This is a genomic window from Bacillus atrophaeus, from assembly GCF_039519175.1.
GTDB classification, from domain to species: Bacteria; Bacillota; Bacilli; order Bacillales; family Bacillaceae; genus Bacillus; species Bacillus atrophaeus.
In genome coordinates this window covers 2,161,074-2,173,977 of sequence record NZ_CP154443.1, presented here as the reverse complement: position 1 = coordinate 2,173,977, position 12,904 = coordinate 2,161,074, and the positions used below count along the sequence as shown (strand labels likewise).

General features: G+C 45.6%; 10 protein-coding genes. 2 read left to right on the top strand and 8 right to left on the bottom strand.

The window, feature by feature from the left end:
* Nucleotides 1-18: 18 nt before the first annotated feature.
* Entirely contained in the window at nt 19-423 is a 405-nt protein-coding gene (locus AAHT65_RS21635) for a methyl-accepting chemotaxis protein (protein WP_370499813.1), read from the bottom strand.
* A gap of 468 nt (nt 424-891) precedes the next feature.
* The gene (locus AAHT65_RS10910; RefSeq protein ID WP_061671031.1) at nt 892-2,349 is read right to left on the bottom strand and encodes an aldehyde dehydrogenase family protein; all 1,458 of its coding nucleotides are present in this window, start codon (nt 2,347-2,349) and stop codon (nt 892-894) included.
* Between the two features lie 256 nt (nt 2,350-2,605).
* Here AAHT65_RS10910 and AAHT65_RS10905 point away from each other — a divergent pair, with 256 nt between their 5' ends.
* On the top strand, nt 2,606-3,991 hold the full coding sequence (locus AAHT65_RS10905) for an amino acid permease (RefSeq protein ID WP_343310232.1): 1,386 nt from the start codon (nt 2,606-2,608) through the stop codon (nt 3,989-3,991).
* A gap of 120 nt (nt 3,992-4,111) precedes the next feature.
* The gene (locus tag AAHT65_RS10900; protein ID WP_315916583.1) at nt 4,112-5,344 is read left to right on the top strand and encodes an MFS transporter; all 1,233 of its coding nucleotides are present in this window, start codon (nt 4,112-4,114) and stop codon (nt 5,342-5,344) included.
* A 43-nt stretch (nt 5,345-5,387) separates the two neighbouring features.
* Here AAHT65_RS10900 and AAHT65_RS10895 read toward each other — a convergent pair whose 3' ends face one another.
* From AAHT65_RS10895 to AAHT65_RS10870, 6 genes are all read right to left on the bottom strand, one after another.
* Complete coding sequence (locus AAHT65_RS10895) at nt 5,388-6,323, bottom strand: hypothetical protein (protein ID WP_003328358.1); 936 nt, start codon at nt 6,321-6,323, stop codon at nt 5,388-5,390.
* A 14-nt stretch (nt 6,324-6,337) separates the two neighbouring features.
* Nucleotides 6,338-7,501 (bottom strand): glycosyltransferase family 2 protein, encoded by a 1,164-nt coding sequence (locus tag AAHT65_RS10890; RefSeq protein WP_106273361.1) that lies wholly within the window; start codon nt 7,499-7,501, stop codon nt 6,338-6,340.
* Between the two features lie 27 nt (nt 7,502-7,528).
* Nucleotides 7,529-8,440, bottom strand: a complete 912-nt coding sequence (locus AAHT65_RS10885) for a putative nucleotide-diphospho-sugar transferase (protein WP_061573309.1) — start codon at nt 8,438-8,440, stop codon at nt 7,529-7,531.
* A gap of 24 nt (nt 8,441-8,464) precedes the next feature.
* The gene (locus AAHT65_RS10880) at nt 8,465-9,433 is read right to left on the bottom strand and encodes a GDP-mannose 4,6-dehydratase (protein WP_010787904.1); all 969 of its coding nucleotides are present in this window, start codon (nt 9,431-9,433) and stop codon (nt 8,465-8,467) included.
* 6 nt (nt 9,434-9,439) lie between these two features.
* Entirely contained in the window at nt 9,440-10,204 is a 765-nt protein-coding gene (locus tag AAHT65_RS10875) for a glucose-1-phosphate cytidylyltransferase (protein WP_003328362.1), read from the bottom strand.
* Between the two features lie 249 nt (nt 10,205-10,453).
* Entirely contained in the window at nt 10,454-12,376 is a 1,923-nt protein-coding gene (locus AAHT65_RS10870; RefSeq protein ID WP_343310230.1) for an LTA synthase family protein, read from the bottom strand.
* Between the last annotated feature and the right edge of the window lie 528 nt (nt 12,377-12,904).

Here is a 12,904-nt window from a genome sequence, read left to right as displayed (position 1 = left end):
GGTACAGCCCTTGATCTTTTAAGCTTCTTCCAGCGCCTTTTCGGCCATTTTCGCAAGGTGCTGCGCGCTTCCTGAGATTTCCTGCATTGTTGCTGAAATCTGTTCGACAGCCGCTGCCTGCCCGTCTGTATGCTGGTTGATGGATTCAATGGATTCCTCCAGCCCCTTAAGCAGGCTGTGGATTTTTTTCGTGATATGGTCGATCTGTCCGACGTTTTCTTTCGAATGGGTGGCAAGCTTTCTGATCTCATCCGCGACGACGGAAAAGCCTTTCCCCGACTCTCCCGCTCTTGCCGCTTCAATTGCAGCGTTTAAGCCAAGCAGGTTGCTTTGGTCGGAAATTCCCTTAACTGTGACGGAAATATCGGCAATTTCACCGGCGCTTTCACTGACTTTCTTCGCTTGGGAAGAGATGCCTGACATTTGGGTTGAAAAACCGTTAATGGATTCAGAAATATCCTGGATGGCTGATGCGGTTTGTTCTACGACAGCAGACAGGCTCTCCGCCACATCATGAAGCTTGGACGATCCCTCAAGGCTTGTGCCTACGCCGACTCCGCCTATGACTCTGCCGTTTTTATCATGAAGCGGGATCGCCCGGGCGATCAGCGGAAAACCAAACAGTTCTTTTGGCACCATGCTTGTTTTCTTCTGGTTGCGGCGGATCGCGTCGGTGATAATATCCCCCTCTTGCAGCGGGTCGCCTGCTTTTACATTGAGAGAAAAGGTTTTCGCCGGGATATTGACGATTAATTTTTCTGTATCATAAATACCGATTGTAATATCGTCTTGAATCAGGCTGTTTAAATAAGGCGCGACTTTTACAAACGCCTCCAGAAGTTCCTGGGTGTCATTCTCCGTGTTTATGGTCACAGTTTATCCACTCCTTTTTTAGTATGGGAAATTGCGTTTTTCATGCTGAACGGAAATCCATTTCATCGTTGTAAATTCTTCAAGGCTCCATTCGCCGTTTAATCGGCCGAGGCCTGATTGTTTTTCTCCGCCGAAGGCTACGTTCGGTTCATCGTTGATCGTCGTATCATTGACGTGGATCATTCCGGTCTCAATTCGTTTCGCAAATGCGACGCCGCGTTCAACATTGGCCGTATGAACCGCTCCGCTTAAACCAAACGGCGTATCATTCGCAATATCAACCGCTTCGTCTTCCGAATCAAACTTCATCACTGAAACCACCGGTCCGAACAATTCTTCATGGGCAATGCTCATGGAAGGTTTGACGTCTTTTAAAATCGTCGGCTCCACGACTGTTCCCGCGAATCCGCCGAGTGTAACCGGAACCGCTCCTTCTTCTATCGCTTTTTCAACAGATTTCATTAACGCATCGGTTTGTCTGCTGTTGATTAACGGTCCTATAATCGTTTCAGGGTCCATCGGGTCTCCGACTTTAAGTGACTCCACTTTCGCCTGATACATCTCCAGAAATCTGTCATGGATAGAAGAATGAACCAAGATGCGGTTTGCAGACATACATATTTGCCCCTGATGCGTAAACCGGCTGAACACCGCCGCATTGACCGCATATTCAAGATCAGCGTCTTCAAGCACGATAAGCGCACTGTTTCCGCCTAGCTCAAGCAAAGGTTTTTTGAAATGTTTCATCGCCAGCTGGCCGATATAGCTGCCCACTTTTGTAGAACCCGTAAACGAGATAATCCGCGGCACAGGATGCTCCACAAAGCTGTCGCCGATTTCTGCGATATCAGTGACGACTACGTTCAAAAGCCCTTCAGGAATGCCGGCCGCTTCAAAAATCTTCGCGATTAAGGTACCGCCGCAAATCGGAGTTTCTTCATGCGGCTTCAGCACGACTCCATTTCCGGCTCCCAGCGCGGGCGCGACGGATTTCACAGATAGGAAGAAAGGAAAGTTAAACGGACTGATAACGCCGACCACACCGGCAGGCACTCTGTACAATCTGTTTTCTTTGCCGTCAATGGTGGATGGGAGAATTTTGCCTTCCATCCGCACCGGAAATGTCGCTGCTTCTTTTATGATATTTTTCACTAGGCCGATTTCGAACGCGGCTTTCAGCCTTGTTCCGCCGAGTTCCTCCATAATCAGATAAATAATGGCTTCTTCATTTTCTTCAATATAGGCCACGGCTTTTTCAAGAATCGTTCTTTTTTCAAACGGATTCACCGCGTCCCATTTTTTCTTTGCTTGTGCGGCTGACTTGTATGCTTCATCTACATCATCCGTATTTGCTTTACGGAATGATGTGATATTTTTTTGGGTATACGGGTTCTTATCTTCCAAAAGACTTGAACCGGCGCCCTCACGCCATTTTCCCCCAATAAACTGTTTGTTTAATTCTTCATATTGAAACATATCAGCAACTCCTTACCCAAGATATTGTCGAAATTTGATGAATATACTTTTTCTATCGGTTTTATTTAAAAAAATTCAATTCTATTTTCAATTTTATTAGCAAAAATTACTATACTGTTATACCACACCGCTTTTATGCTTCTTTCTTTTAAAGCGGAAAAATATTTTATTGACTATCTAAAATTTCGACAATATAATACTACCGTCAATGTATATAATTGAAAGAATATTATGAGTATTTAACAGGAGGAACTTCATGGGTTCATTATTTCGGAAAAAACCGCTTGATATATTGCTCGCCCAAAGCCAAACAAAGAGCCTTTCCCGTTCTTTAAGCGCTTTTGACCTCGTTTTGTTAGGCATCGGCTGTGTGATCGGCACCGGCATCTTTGTCATCACGGGGACAGTAGCCGCTACAGGCGCGGGGCCCGCTCTTATTTTATCGTTTATTTTAGCGGGGCTTGCTTGTGCGCTCGCAGCCTTTTGCTATGCTGAATTTTCATCTTCTATTCCGGTTTCCGGAAGTGTGTATACGTACTCATACGCGACTCTTGGGGAATTGCTCGCCTTTTTAATCGGATGGGATTTAATGCTTGAATATGTGATCGCGCTTGCTGCGGTTGCAACTGGATGGTCTTCATACTTTCAATCGCTGCTCGCCGGCTTTCATCTGCACATTCCGGCAGCATTGACTGGAGCACCCGGAAGCTCTCCCGGAGCCGTATTCAATCTTCCGGCGGCTGTCATTATCTTGATCATCACTGCGATTGTCGGCAGAGGCGTCAAAGAAAGCACACGCTTTAACAACGTGATCGTGCTTATGAAAATCGCGATTATTTTATTATTTATCATTGTCGGAATCGGCTATGTGAAGCCGGACAACTGGTCGCCGTTTATGCCGTTCGGTATAGACGGCGTGATTGCCAGCGCCGCGACTGTTTTCTTTGCTTATCTCGGTTTTGATGCGGTATCTAACGCCTCGGAAGAAGTCAAAAATCCGCAAAAAAATATGCCAATCGGCATTATCGGAGCCTTGGCGATCTGTACCATTCTTTATATCGCGGTATCGCTCGTCCTGACGGGCATGATGCCTTATACACAATTAAATGTCGGAGACCCGGTGTCCTTCGCGCTGAAGTTTGTCGGACAGGATCAATTGGCCGGCATCATTTCCGTCGGCGCCATCGTTGGGATTACGACTGTTATGCTCGCTTTGCTTTACGCACAGGTCCGTTTAACTTTCGCCATGAGCAGAGACGGCCTGCTGCCGGCGCTGTTCGCAAAAGTCCATCCAACATTTAAAACGCCTTTTCAGAACACCTGGCTGACAGGTATCGTGGCGGCCGGAATCGCAGGGTTTATTAATTTGGGGACGCTCGCCCACCTTGTGAATATGGGGACGCTCGCTGCATTTACGGTCATCTCAATCGCCGTCATTGTGTTAAGAAAGAAGCATCCTGACGTTACGGCTTCCTTCAGAGTTCCATTTGTTCCGGTCGTTCCGATTATCAGCGCCGGATTATGCCTTTATCTCGCGTCCAGCCTTCCCGGCGTGACATGGCTGTCGTTTGTCATCTGGATTGCTGTCGGAGCTGTCGTCTATTTCCTTTATTCAAAAAAACACAGCCAGCTAAACAACTGACCACAAAAGACTCTTCTTTCGTTTTCCTAAAGAAGAGTCTTTTTTCCTCTTGATAAATCCTTCACCTTATGAATAATATGTTTGTATGTTCTTTGTTACATATGTTAGGAGGAGAATCTGTTGGCTATTGCCGCCCCATTGAAAGAGAAACCTGTCCAAAAACCCGGAACCACGGTGTATTCTATTTTAGTTATCATCGGGATCTGCCATTTGCTGAATGACTCACTGCAAGCTGTAATTCCCGCGATGTTTCCTATTTTGGAACGTTCCATGAGCCTGACGTTCACACAGCTCGGCATCATTGCGTTCACCTTAAACATGGTCTCATCCGTCATGCAGCCCGTTATTGGCTGGTATGCCGATAAACGGCCGATGCCGTACGCCCTGCCGCTCGGACTGACATCAAGCATGCTGGGCATTTTAGGGCTTGCCTTCGCCCCATCGTTTTTGACCGTTTTATGCTGTGTGTTCTTCATCGGCCTGGGCTCCGCCGTCTTTCATCCGGAGGGCTCACGCGTCGCCTACATGGCAGCAGGCTCAAAGCGCGGTCTGGCTCAGTCCATTTATCAAGTCGGAGGAAACTCCGGGCAGGCGATGGCTCCGCTGATCACGGCACTGATTCTTGTCCCGCTCGGACAATTTGGCGCCGTATGGTTTACGCTTGTTGCCGCGCTCGCCGTTCTGTTTTTAATTTATATCGCCAAATGGTACACGGCTCGGCTCGGCGACCTGCAGCAGCGGCCGGCTAAAAAAGCGCAAACACAGACGAAAAACACGTCCATTTCGAAGTCAATTACTGCCGCTCTTATCATTATTATTTTTCTTATTTTCGCGCGCTCTTGGTATGTCAGCGCCATCGGCAACTTCTATACGTTTTATGCGATGGATACATATCACGTAAGCATCCGGCAGGCGCAAAGCTATATTTTTGTTTTTCTCCTGTTTGGCGCTGTCGGCACGTTTCTCGGAGGCCCGCTTGCAGACCGTTTCGGAAAACGGACCGTCATTATCTTTTCTCTGCTTGTGTCAGCGCCGCTTGCGATTCTGCTCCCATTCGCCGGACCTGTCCTTGCCTATGGGGTGCTCGCGCTGATCGGAGTCATTCTCATGTCAAGCTTTTCAGTCACTGTTGTCTACGCTCAAGAGCTTGTCCCAGGAAAAATCGGCACGATGTCCGGACTGACTGTCGGGCTCGCCTTCGGAATGGGGGCGATCGGAGCTGTCGCGCTGGGAGCTCTTATCGACTCAGCCGGGCTGACGCCAACCATGATTGCCATCGCTTTTCTGCCGATTTTAGGCATTCTGGCTGTCCTGCTGCCGAGTGATCAAAAGCTGAGAGAATGGCATAACTGATCATCTAAAAACCCCTGTCTGCATAGAACAGGGGTTTTTTTCGTTATTCTATTTTATAAAAGTGGGTATCCGGAACCGCGTATTTCGGAATAAATCCGGCTTTAAAATTCGGAAACGCGCGCTGTATTTCTTCTATCCATCTTGCCAGGTTTAAGGTATACGGGAGATAAATGAAATCAATTACCGCTTTATCATCAATATGGTAATACCAGCACAGGTTAAACTCCTTTTCCGTAATAAGAGTGAATCCTGAGAAATGGTAAAACATCAGCGGTGTTCCATTGAGATACACGTTATCATTCTCCAGCGTCACCTTATAATTTTCTATATTCCACAGTGCTGCGTTTGCACCGATGGATGTTACCACATGGACATTTTTGAACTGCCGCGGCCACTTTTCGACATACCTTTGGTCGCCGTATGTCTTTCGCTCCTCGTCCATGTCCACTGTACAATGAGCGATGCAATCCTGTCTCCACTGCCACACCGCTTCATAAGCCTCTTTCACATTTCTGCTGCCGACAAATCCGGTGTTGAATTGCCCCGTCCGCTCATAATATGACATAAACCGTTCAGAATTGCGATGGTCAGTCAAAAACAGAGAGGCCTCTGGTTTTTCAGCAAATATTTGCCCCGGATCAGAAAAGAAATACAGATCCGTATCCATGTGGGCAAAGTACTCCGCGTCACGCCGCTTATTCATCACGTAAAATAAGAAAGCGGGTTTCAGCGTCCAGCAGTATTCGTGAAACGTCCTGTTGCCCTTTGCCTCTAACAGCTCCGGGTCCTCCATTTCATGCAGCTGCGTAAGCGTGACATGCTCCCATGGCACGTGCCGAAGCAATTGATACGCTTCCTGGTCGATGCACAGCACATGCAAGTGAAAGTCGCTGCAATGCTCATGGAGAGAATGAATCATCGGCATCAGCTTAAAAATATGGGTTCTTGAAACGATCGTTGTAAAATGAAATTTACTCACCATACCACATCCATTTATCTAAGATCCACGTATAATAAATCAGCGATCAGCGCATATAGCGCATTGGCAAAGTCATGTACGCCCAATTTCTTTTCCGCTTTAACAAGAAGCTTTTTTATGTGCTGCAAATCAAAGCTTTTCGCTGTCACCCTCGGGCTTTTCTGCCGCCAGTCGGGATCAAGGTTGCGGTCCTTCACTACATGAAGCAGTTCGAGGAACAGGTTCAGCAGCTCTTCATATTTTTCATATTCCAGCAGCTTGGCGATATCCTCCATAATGCCGTTTGTTAAGGAGGCGTTAAATGGCCCGTTAAAGGCGAGGTGCACGCCAAGCGAATGGATATTGTTGTACTTGTCACACATATAGGCAATGTTTGTTCTGATATCATCCACAGAGGCGCAATTGCTCGGGTGCTCCTGGTGGACGCTCATGATGTCGCGCCGCAGCTTAAAAGAAAGCCCCGCCTGATGAAGCCGGATGCCAAGGTCATAATCTTCAAAGCCGTACCTCACAATGCCTTCATCAAACAAACCGATATCGGCCACGTGGCGCCGTTTGACTGACGAGTTATTCGTAATAAAAAACCGCCAAGGCAGATGGTAGCCCGCCAAGGCATCTCCATACTCGTCTAAAATGCTCTTCAGCGCGTCAATAAAATCGGTATCCAGATCGAAGCTTTTCTTCTGGAAGCTTCCGTCCTTCACCTCTTTCTCAGTTAACAGCGCCTGTTTATTTTTGGCCGGCATATCTTCATAAATCTTTGCGAGACGCTCCTTATGTTCCTTTTCAAATCGATCATAATAAAAACTGTAGATCCGTTTCCAAAACATGCCGCACACCACAAGACTGTCTTCATTCTCATGGGCTTTAATATGCTTTGCGACAAGATGTTTTTCAGCAAGCATATCGCTGTCATGAAATATCAGAATCTCTCCTCTTGCATTGCGGACCGCCTGATTTCGTCCGTACGCAATTCCTCTGTTCTGTTCAATCCGTACAAAGATCAACGGAAATTCTGCTTTGAAGGATTCGAGCATGGAAAGCGTCCCGTCCTCAGAGCCATTATCCGCCACAATGACTTCAAATTCTTCCTCGCACTCCTGTTCATTTAATGTCAGCAGGCTGTTGTAGAGCCGTTCTTTTGAATTATATGCAGGAATAATAACGCTTGCCTTCACTTTTTTCACTTCCTGTATTTGATTCGTTTATTTGTTATCGTCTTTTGATGCAAAGCCGTTGAAAGCAGGATCAATTTTTTCCACCGTACGGATGACATGCGGCAGCATCTTTTGATACAGCTCATGCACAAAGGGCAGATCCGTCCGGGTTGTTTCATGAATTTGTTTGATTTCGTTTATGCTGACGATCCGATACCCGCTGAAATGGTAAAAAATCAACGGATTCCCGTCTTCCAAGAGAATTCGTCCATCCTGCTGCGAAAGGGTATGCTTCCCGTAATTCCAGTGGCCGATATTTACACCCGGTGTCGTAATGTCGCAAACATTCGGAAACAGATCCGGCATATAGTCCAAGTATCCTTGATCTCCGAACTTCCCTTCACCCGGCGCGTTCTTACACTCCTCAAGACAGCGCTCCATCCACCACTTCAGGCAGTCATTGCCCGCTTGATCATTTTTGAAGCTTAGAAAACCCGAGTTATACCGGCCTAACAGACGCTGGAGCATGTCAATCTGCTCTTGTTCAAACGAGGGGATCACAATGTCGCCGCGGGAGAGTAAAACAGAACAGTCGGGCTGATTCTCAAAAATGCGGCTCGGATCAGAGTAAAAAAACAAATCAGCGTCAATATACGTTACTCGTTCTAAGTGAGGATTGCTGTTGAGCACGGCTTGAAGAAAAATCGGCTTCAGTGTCCAGCAGTACTCGCTTTTGTCCCTCGTGTCCTTCAGTTTCAGCAGGGCATCATTTTCAAGCGCCGTTACCGGAACAAGCGTGACATGCTTCAGATTCATTTTTTGCAGGACCCGGTACGTGTCATCATCCATACAAAGAGTAAAAATGGAGCAGCTCTCTTGGACCCTCTCCAAGGAACCGAATAACGCGACAGCCTGATACAATCTTCCTTTTGATAAAACGGTACAATACGCGCTGGCCATGTTTTTTTCTCACCTCCATACGTATTACTTTTTAAAGAATTCGGTGTACCATTTAATTGTTTTTTCAAGTCCTTCATCAATCGTGTAGGCAGGTGTCCAGTTCAGCAGCTTTCTCGCTTTTTCAGCGGATAAATATTGGTGCTTGATTTCGTTGCTGCCTTGGTTCAGCACGTTAGGCTTCAGATTGCTGTTCATGGCCTTCAGAATTTTCTCCACAAGTTCAAGCACCGTCAATTGGATTTCATTGCTGAAGTTAAAAGCTTCACCCGCCAGATTGTTCTCCTCCATTTTTTCCGCCAGAAGGAGATATGCCTGTACAGCATCCTCAATATAAAAATAATCGCGGACAAAGGTGCCGTCACTGCGGATTTCCGGCGCTTCGCCGTTCAGCACAAGCTGAATGGTTTGCGGAATGATGCGGTTAAAGTTCAAATCACCGCCGCCATACAAGTTTCCGCAGCGTGTGATACAGACCGGAAGACCGTATGTGTGAAAATACGTGTGGCTGATCAGATCCGCACAGCTTTTTGAGACATCATACGGATGGTTTCCTTGGAGCGGCATATTTTCGTCATACGGGAGGTTTTCTTGATCTCCGTACGCTTTATCACTGGAGGCGACGATGACACGCTTGATTAACGGATGCTTTCTGCAAGCCTCGAGAATATTCCATGTACCGAGAATATTCGCTTCAAAGGTTGAAATCGGATTGCGGTTTGCGACCCCGACAATGGCTTGCGCGGCGAGGTGGAAGACCGTGTCGATTTCATACTCCCCAAGTGCGCGTTCAATCACAGGCAGATCCTCAAGTGCGCCTTGGACGATGTTTATTTTTTGAACGTACTCTCCTTGATAAAGGTTGGACTTCGGCACAGCATCACGGATAAGCCCCGTCACATTGGCTCCCTGATCGACAAGCTCTTTTACCAGATAACTTCCCAAAAGACCTGTACACCCTGTGACAAATACATTTTTATTTTTCCAAAAGCTCAACGCAAATCACCATACCTTCCATACATGTTGTCCTTGCTCCCACATCTTATTGACTTCCAAAAGGTTCTTATACGTATCAATCGCCGTCCAAAAACCGTGATGGCGATAAACCGCAAGTTCACCGTCATTCACCAGATTCCGAAGCGGTTCATCTTCAAACATGACATCCCGGTCCTCGGGCAGATAATCAAACACTTTAGGACTCAGCACAAAGAATCCGCCATTAATGATCCCGTCGCTGGATGTCTTTTCAGAAAATGTTTTCGCCATTCCCCCGTCAACGGTCAAGGTGCCGAATTGCGTCGTTCTATCAATGCCTGTAACCGTCGCAGCCGCGCCTTTTGTTTGATGATAGCTGATCAGATGGAAAAGATTAATATTGGCAAGTCCGTCCCCGTATGTCAGCATAAAGGTTTCATCGCCGATGTACTCTTTTGCCTGCAAAATCCGCCCCGCCGTCAGCGTATCCTCTCCTGTTTCCAAAAACGTAATTTTCCACGTTTCAGGCTGCCCCAGCATCCGCACCTCTCCTGTCGAGCTGTCCAGCGTCATGCTGTGGTGCTTCCAATCGTAGTCTAAAAAATATTCCTTAATTTTCTCTCCTTTATAGCCTAAAAGCAGAATAAATTCGTTCACTCCATAGTACTGATAGATTTTCATAATATGCCATAGAATCGGTTTGCCGCCTATCATGGCGAGCGGCTTAGGAAGCTCATTGGTGACCTCACTCATTCTCGTTCCTTTTCCGCCGCAGAGAATGACCGCTTTCATCTCTACCCCTCATCTCTATGAAAATTGAAATCGAAACCTTTCGAAACATAACAGTCCTCACAATCTATCAAGGTAAACGTCCTCGATAATTTGTCCGAATCTCCATCTCGGTTTCAAATTCTACTGTAATGATATGAGAGAACGGAGCGCTTTGTGACCAATTAGAATCTATTTTTTCAAGTTGGTCTAAAAACCACAAAAAAGAGCCTTAAGCGGATATGATGCTGCCGCTTAAGGCTCCTATACCTATTAATTGCTTGTTTTCTGTTCCTTGCCGTAATGATAGTCAGACGGATCAACCGCTTTAAAATCACTTAGCCTATGGAATCTCAGCAAGTCTTTGTAAAGAACACTGTCTGAAAGTTTCAGCTGCTGTGTCACTCTCGTTTTCAGGTTCTTTGTTTCTTCATTCGCCTCTAGTTCTTTCCCTGTCTTCGTATCATAGATGATATTATCGACAGACGTATACTTCGGCGTCACGAAGTCACCGTTTCTAAACGTTACGGTATCATCATGTTCTTTAGAGAATAGATCTGTACCGAAATTGATATAGTTCTCAGAATCAATGCCTTGCAAATGAAGCAGTGTCGGCATAACATCGATCTCACCGCCGTACGTATGATTCACTCCGCCTTTTTTGCCGGGAACATGAATCATAAGAGGCACACGCTGGTTCTGCGTGTTTTGATAAGATGTAATCTCTTTTCCGAGAATTTCCTTCATCGCTCGGTTATGGTTTTCAGATATGCCGTTATGGTCTCCGTAGAGCATCACGACAGAGTTATCATAGAGACCGGATTCTTTCAGCTCTTTAAAGAATTGCTCGAGCGCTTCATCAAGATAACGGGCTGTTTGGAAATAACTATCAACCGTGTTATCGCCGGTCGTTGCTTTATCAATCGTCGCATCTTTTTCATCCAAGTTGAACGGATAATGGTTTGTCAGCGTGATTAAATGCGCGTAGAACGGCTGCTGCATCGATTTAAGCTTCGATGTGGATTCCGTAAAGAACGGCTTATCCTTCAACCCCATATTGACGACATTTTCATCTGACATGTCATACGTGCTTGCATCAAAGAAGTCATCATAACCGATATGTTTATAAATCTGGTCGCGATTCCAGAAGGACTTATAATCACCGTGTAAAACAGCGCTTGTGTAGCCTTCTTTCTGATCTAATATCGCAGGCAGCGATTGATACGTATTTTCTCCTTTTGTCACAAAGGCTGAACCTTCAGGAAGGCCGAAAATACTGTTATCCATGATCAGCTCGGCATCCGCTGTTTTTCCCTGGCCTGTCTGGTGAAAGAAGTTATCGAAATAAGTCATGTTATCTCCGCCGTGCGCAAGCTTATTCAAAAACGGCGTGACTTCTTCACCGTTCAGCTTATAATCGATCAGGAACGATTGGAAGCTTTCTAAGTGAATCTTAATAATGTTTTTGCCTTTTGCAGCGCCAAAGTACTCTGCATTTGGTTTTGCGTAATGAGACGTCGTGTAGTTCTCGACGCTTGTCAGATCATCGCTGCTTGCGTAAGCTCTTTGCGATTCCGTCTGAGCGGTCTGCACACCGTCATAAATCGTGTAATTGTATAGACCCAGGTATTTTACGATATAATTGCGGTCAAACGTTCTTGTCAACAACTGCGGGCGATCCTTTTCAGCGACAGCCAAGTTGATGAAGAACAACGCGATACCCGCTACAATCACTAACGATGTAAAGCGTTTTTTCATCTTGTAGCCCTTCAGCTCAGGTCTCCAGATCAGTACGGCAATCAAAATGATAAAATCGACAAAATAGAAAATATCATGAGCGGCCATAATGCTGAAAATCCCGTCTCCCATGTTTCCGACATTGCCTGACTGCTTAATGTTCGGGAACGTCAAGAAGTCATCAAAGAAACGATAGAATAGGATATTTGCATATAAGATGAATGTCATCACAAAATCAATAATCAGCATAATAATGGCCGATTTACGCCCTTTCGCAAACAAAGCCAGTCCTAAAAAGACGATGGCGCTTGAGAACGGGTTAATCAATAATAGAATTTCCTGTGTTGTGCCCTTTACCCCAAGGTTGAATTCTGTCTGATAAGATAAATACGTTTTTGCCCAAAACAGAATAACAGCCAGCACAAAAAAGCTAAGTTTGTAAGAAAAAAGTTTCTTCATGTCAACCTCTACTTTCTTAAACACTTATAATCTTTTTTTAATGTTTATCTTTATCCTTTAATCCAATTCCTTCTTTCCTAACAAAATCAAGGCATCACACAACAAATAAACATGCCGATCAAAAATCGGAATATTTACGGTTTGTACCATACCATTTTTATAACAGCTATTTCAACACCAAACACTAGACGCAAGAACTCTTCTTTCCGTTTCAAAAAAAACAAAAAAACTTGCAGAACCCAGTGCTGCGGGGCCAGATACCCCTTTACCCATCCAGAAGGAAACAGATATAAATATAAGAATAACATAAACTAGCAAAAACGAAAAATGGGCATACGGACAGACGCCTTCTTCCGGACTGTGGTTATTGTATGCATGAACCTTTCGGGTGATCACTTTTTTTGAGAATCAAAAGATAAACAGTCTATGATGCAGCAGAATAGGTGAACGCTTTTTTCCGCCTCTGCAAACACAAGTATTTCTCCATTATACAAAAAAGGAAAAAGGCTGGATTACTCCAGCCCTCCA

Coding starts and splice junctions, on each gene's coding strand:
- AAHT65_RS10910 (WP_061671031.1), bottom strand. CDS start 2,349: ATGTTTCAATATGAAGAATTAAACAAACAGTTTATTGGGGGAAAATGG.
- AAHT65_RS10905 (WP_343310232.1), top strand. CDS start 2,606: ATGGGTTCATTATTTCGGAAAAAACCGCTTGATATATTGCTCGCCCAA.
- AAHT65_RS10875 (WP_003328362.1), bottom strand. CDS start 10,204: ATGAAAGCGGTCATTCTCTGCGGCGGAAAAGGAACGAGAATGAGTGAG.
- AAHT65_RS21635 (WP_370499813.1), bottom strand. CDS start 423: ATGTCAGGCATCTCTTCCCAAGCGAAGAAAGTCAGTGAAAGCGCCGGT.
- AAHT65_RS10870 (WP_343310230.1), bottom strand. CDS start 12,376: ATGAAGAAACTTTTTTCTTACAAACTTAGCTTTTTTGTGCTGGCTGTT.
- AAHT65_RS10885 (WP_061573309.1), bottom strand. CDS start 8,440: ATGGCCAGCGCGTATTGTACCGTTTTATCAAAAGGAAGATTGTATCAG.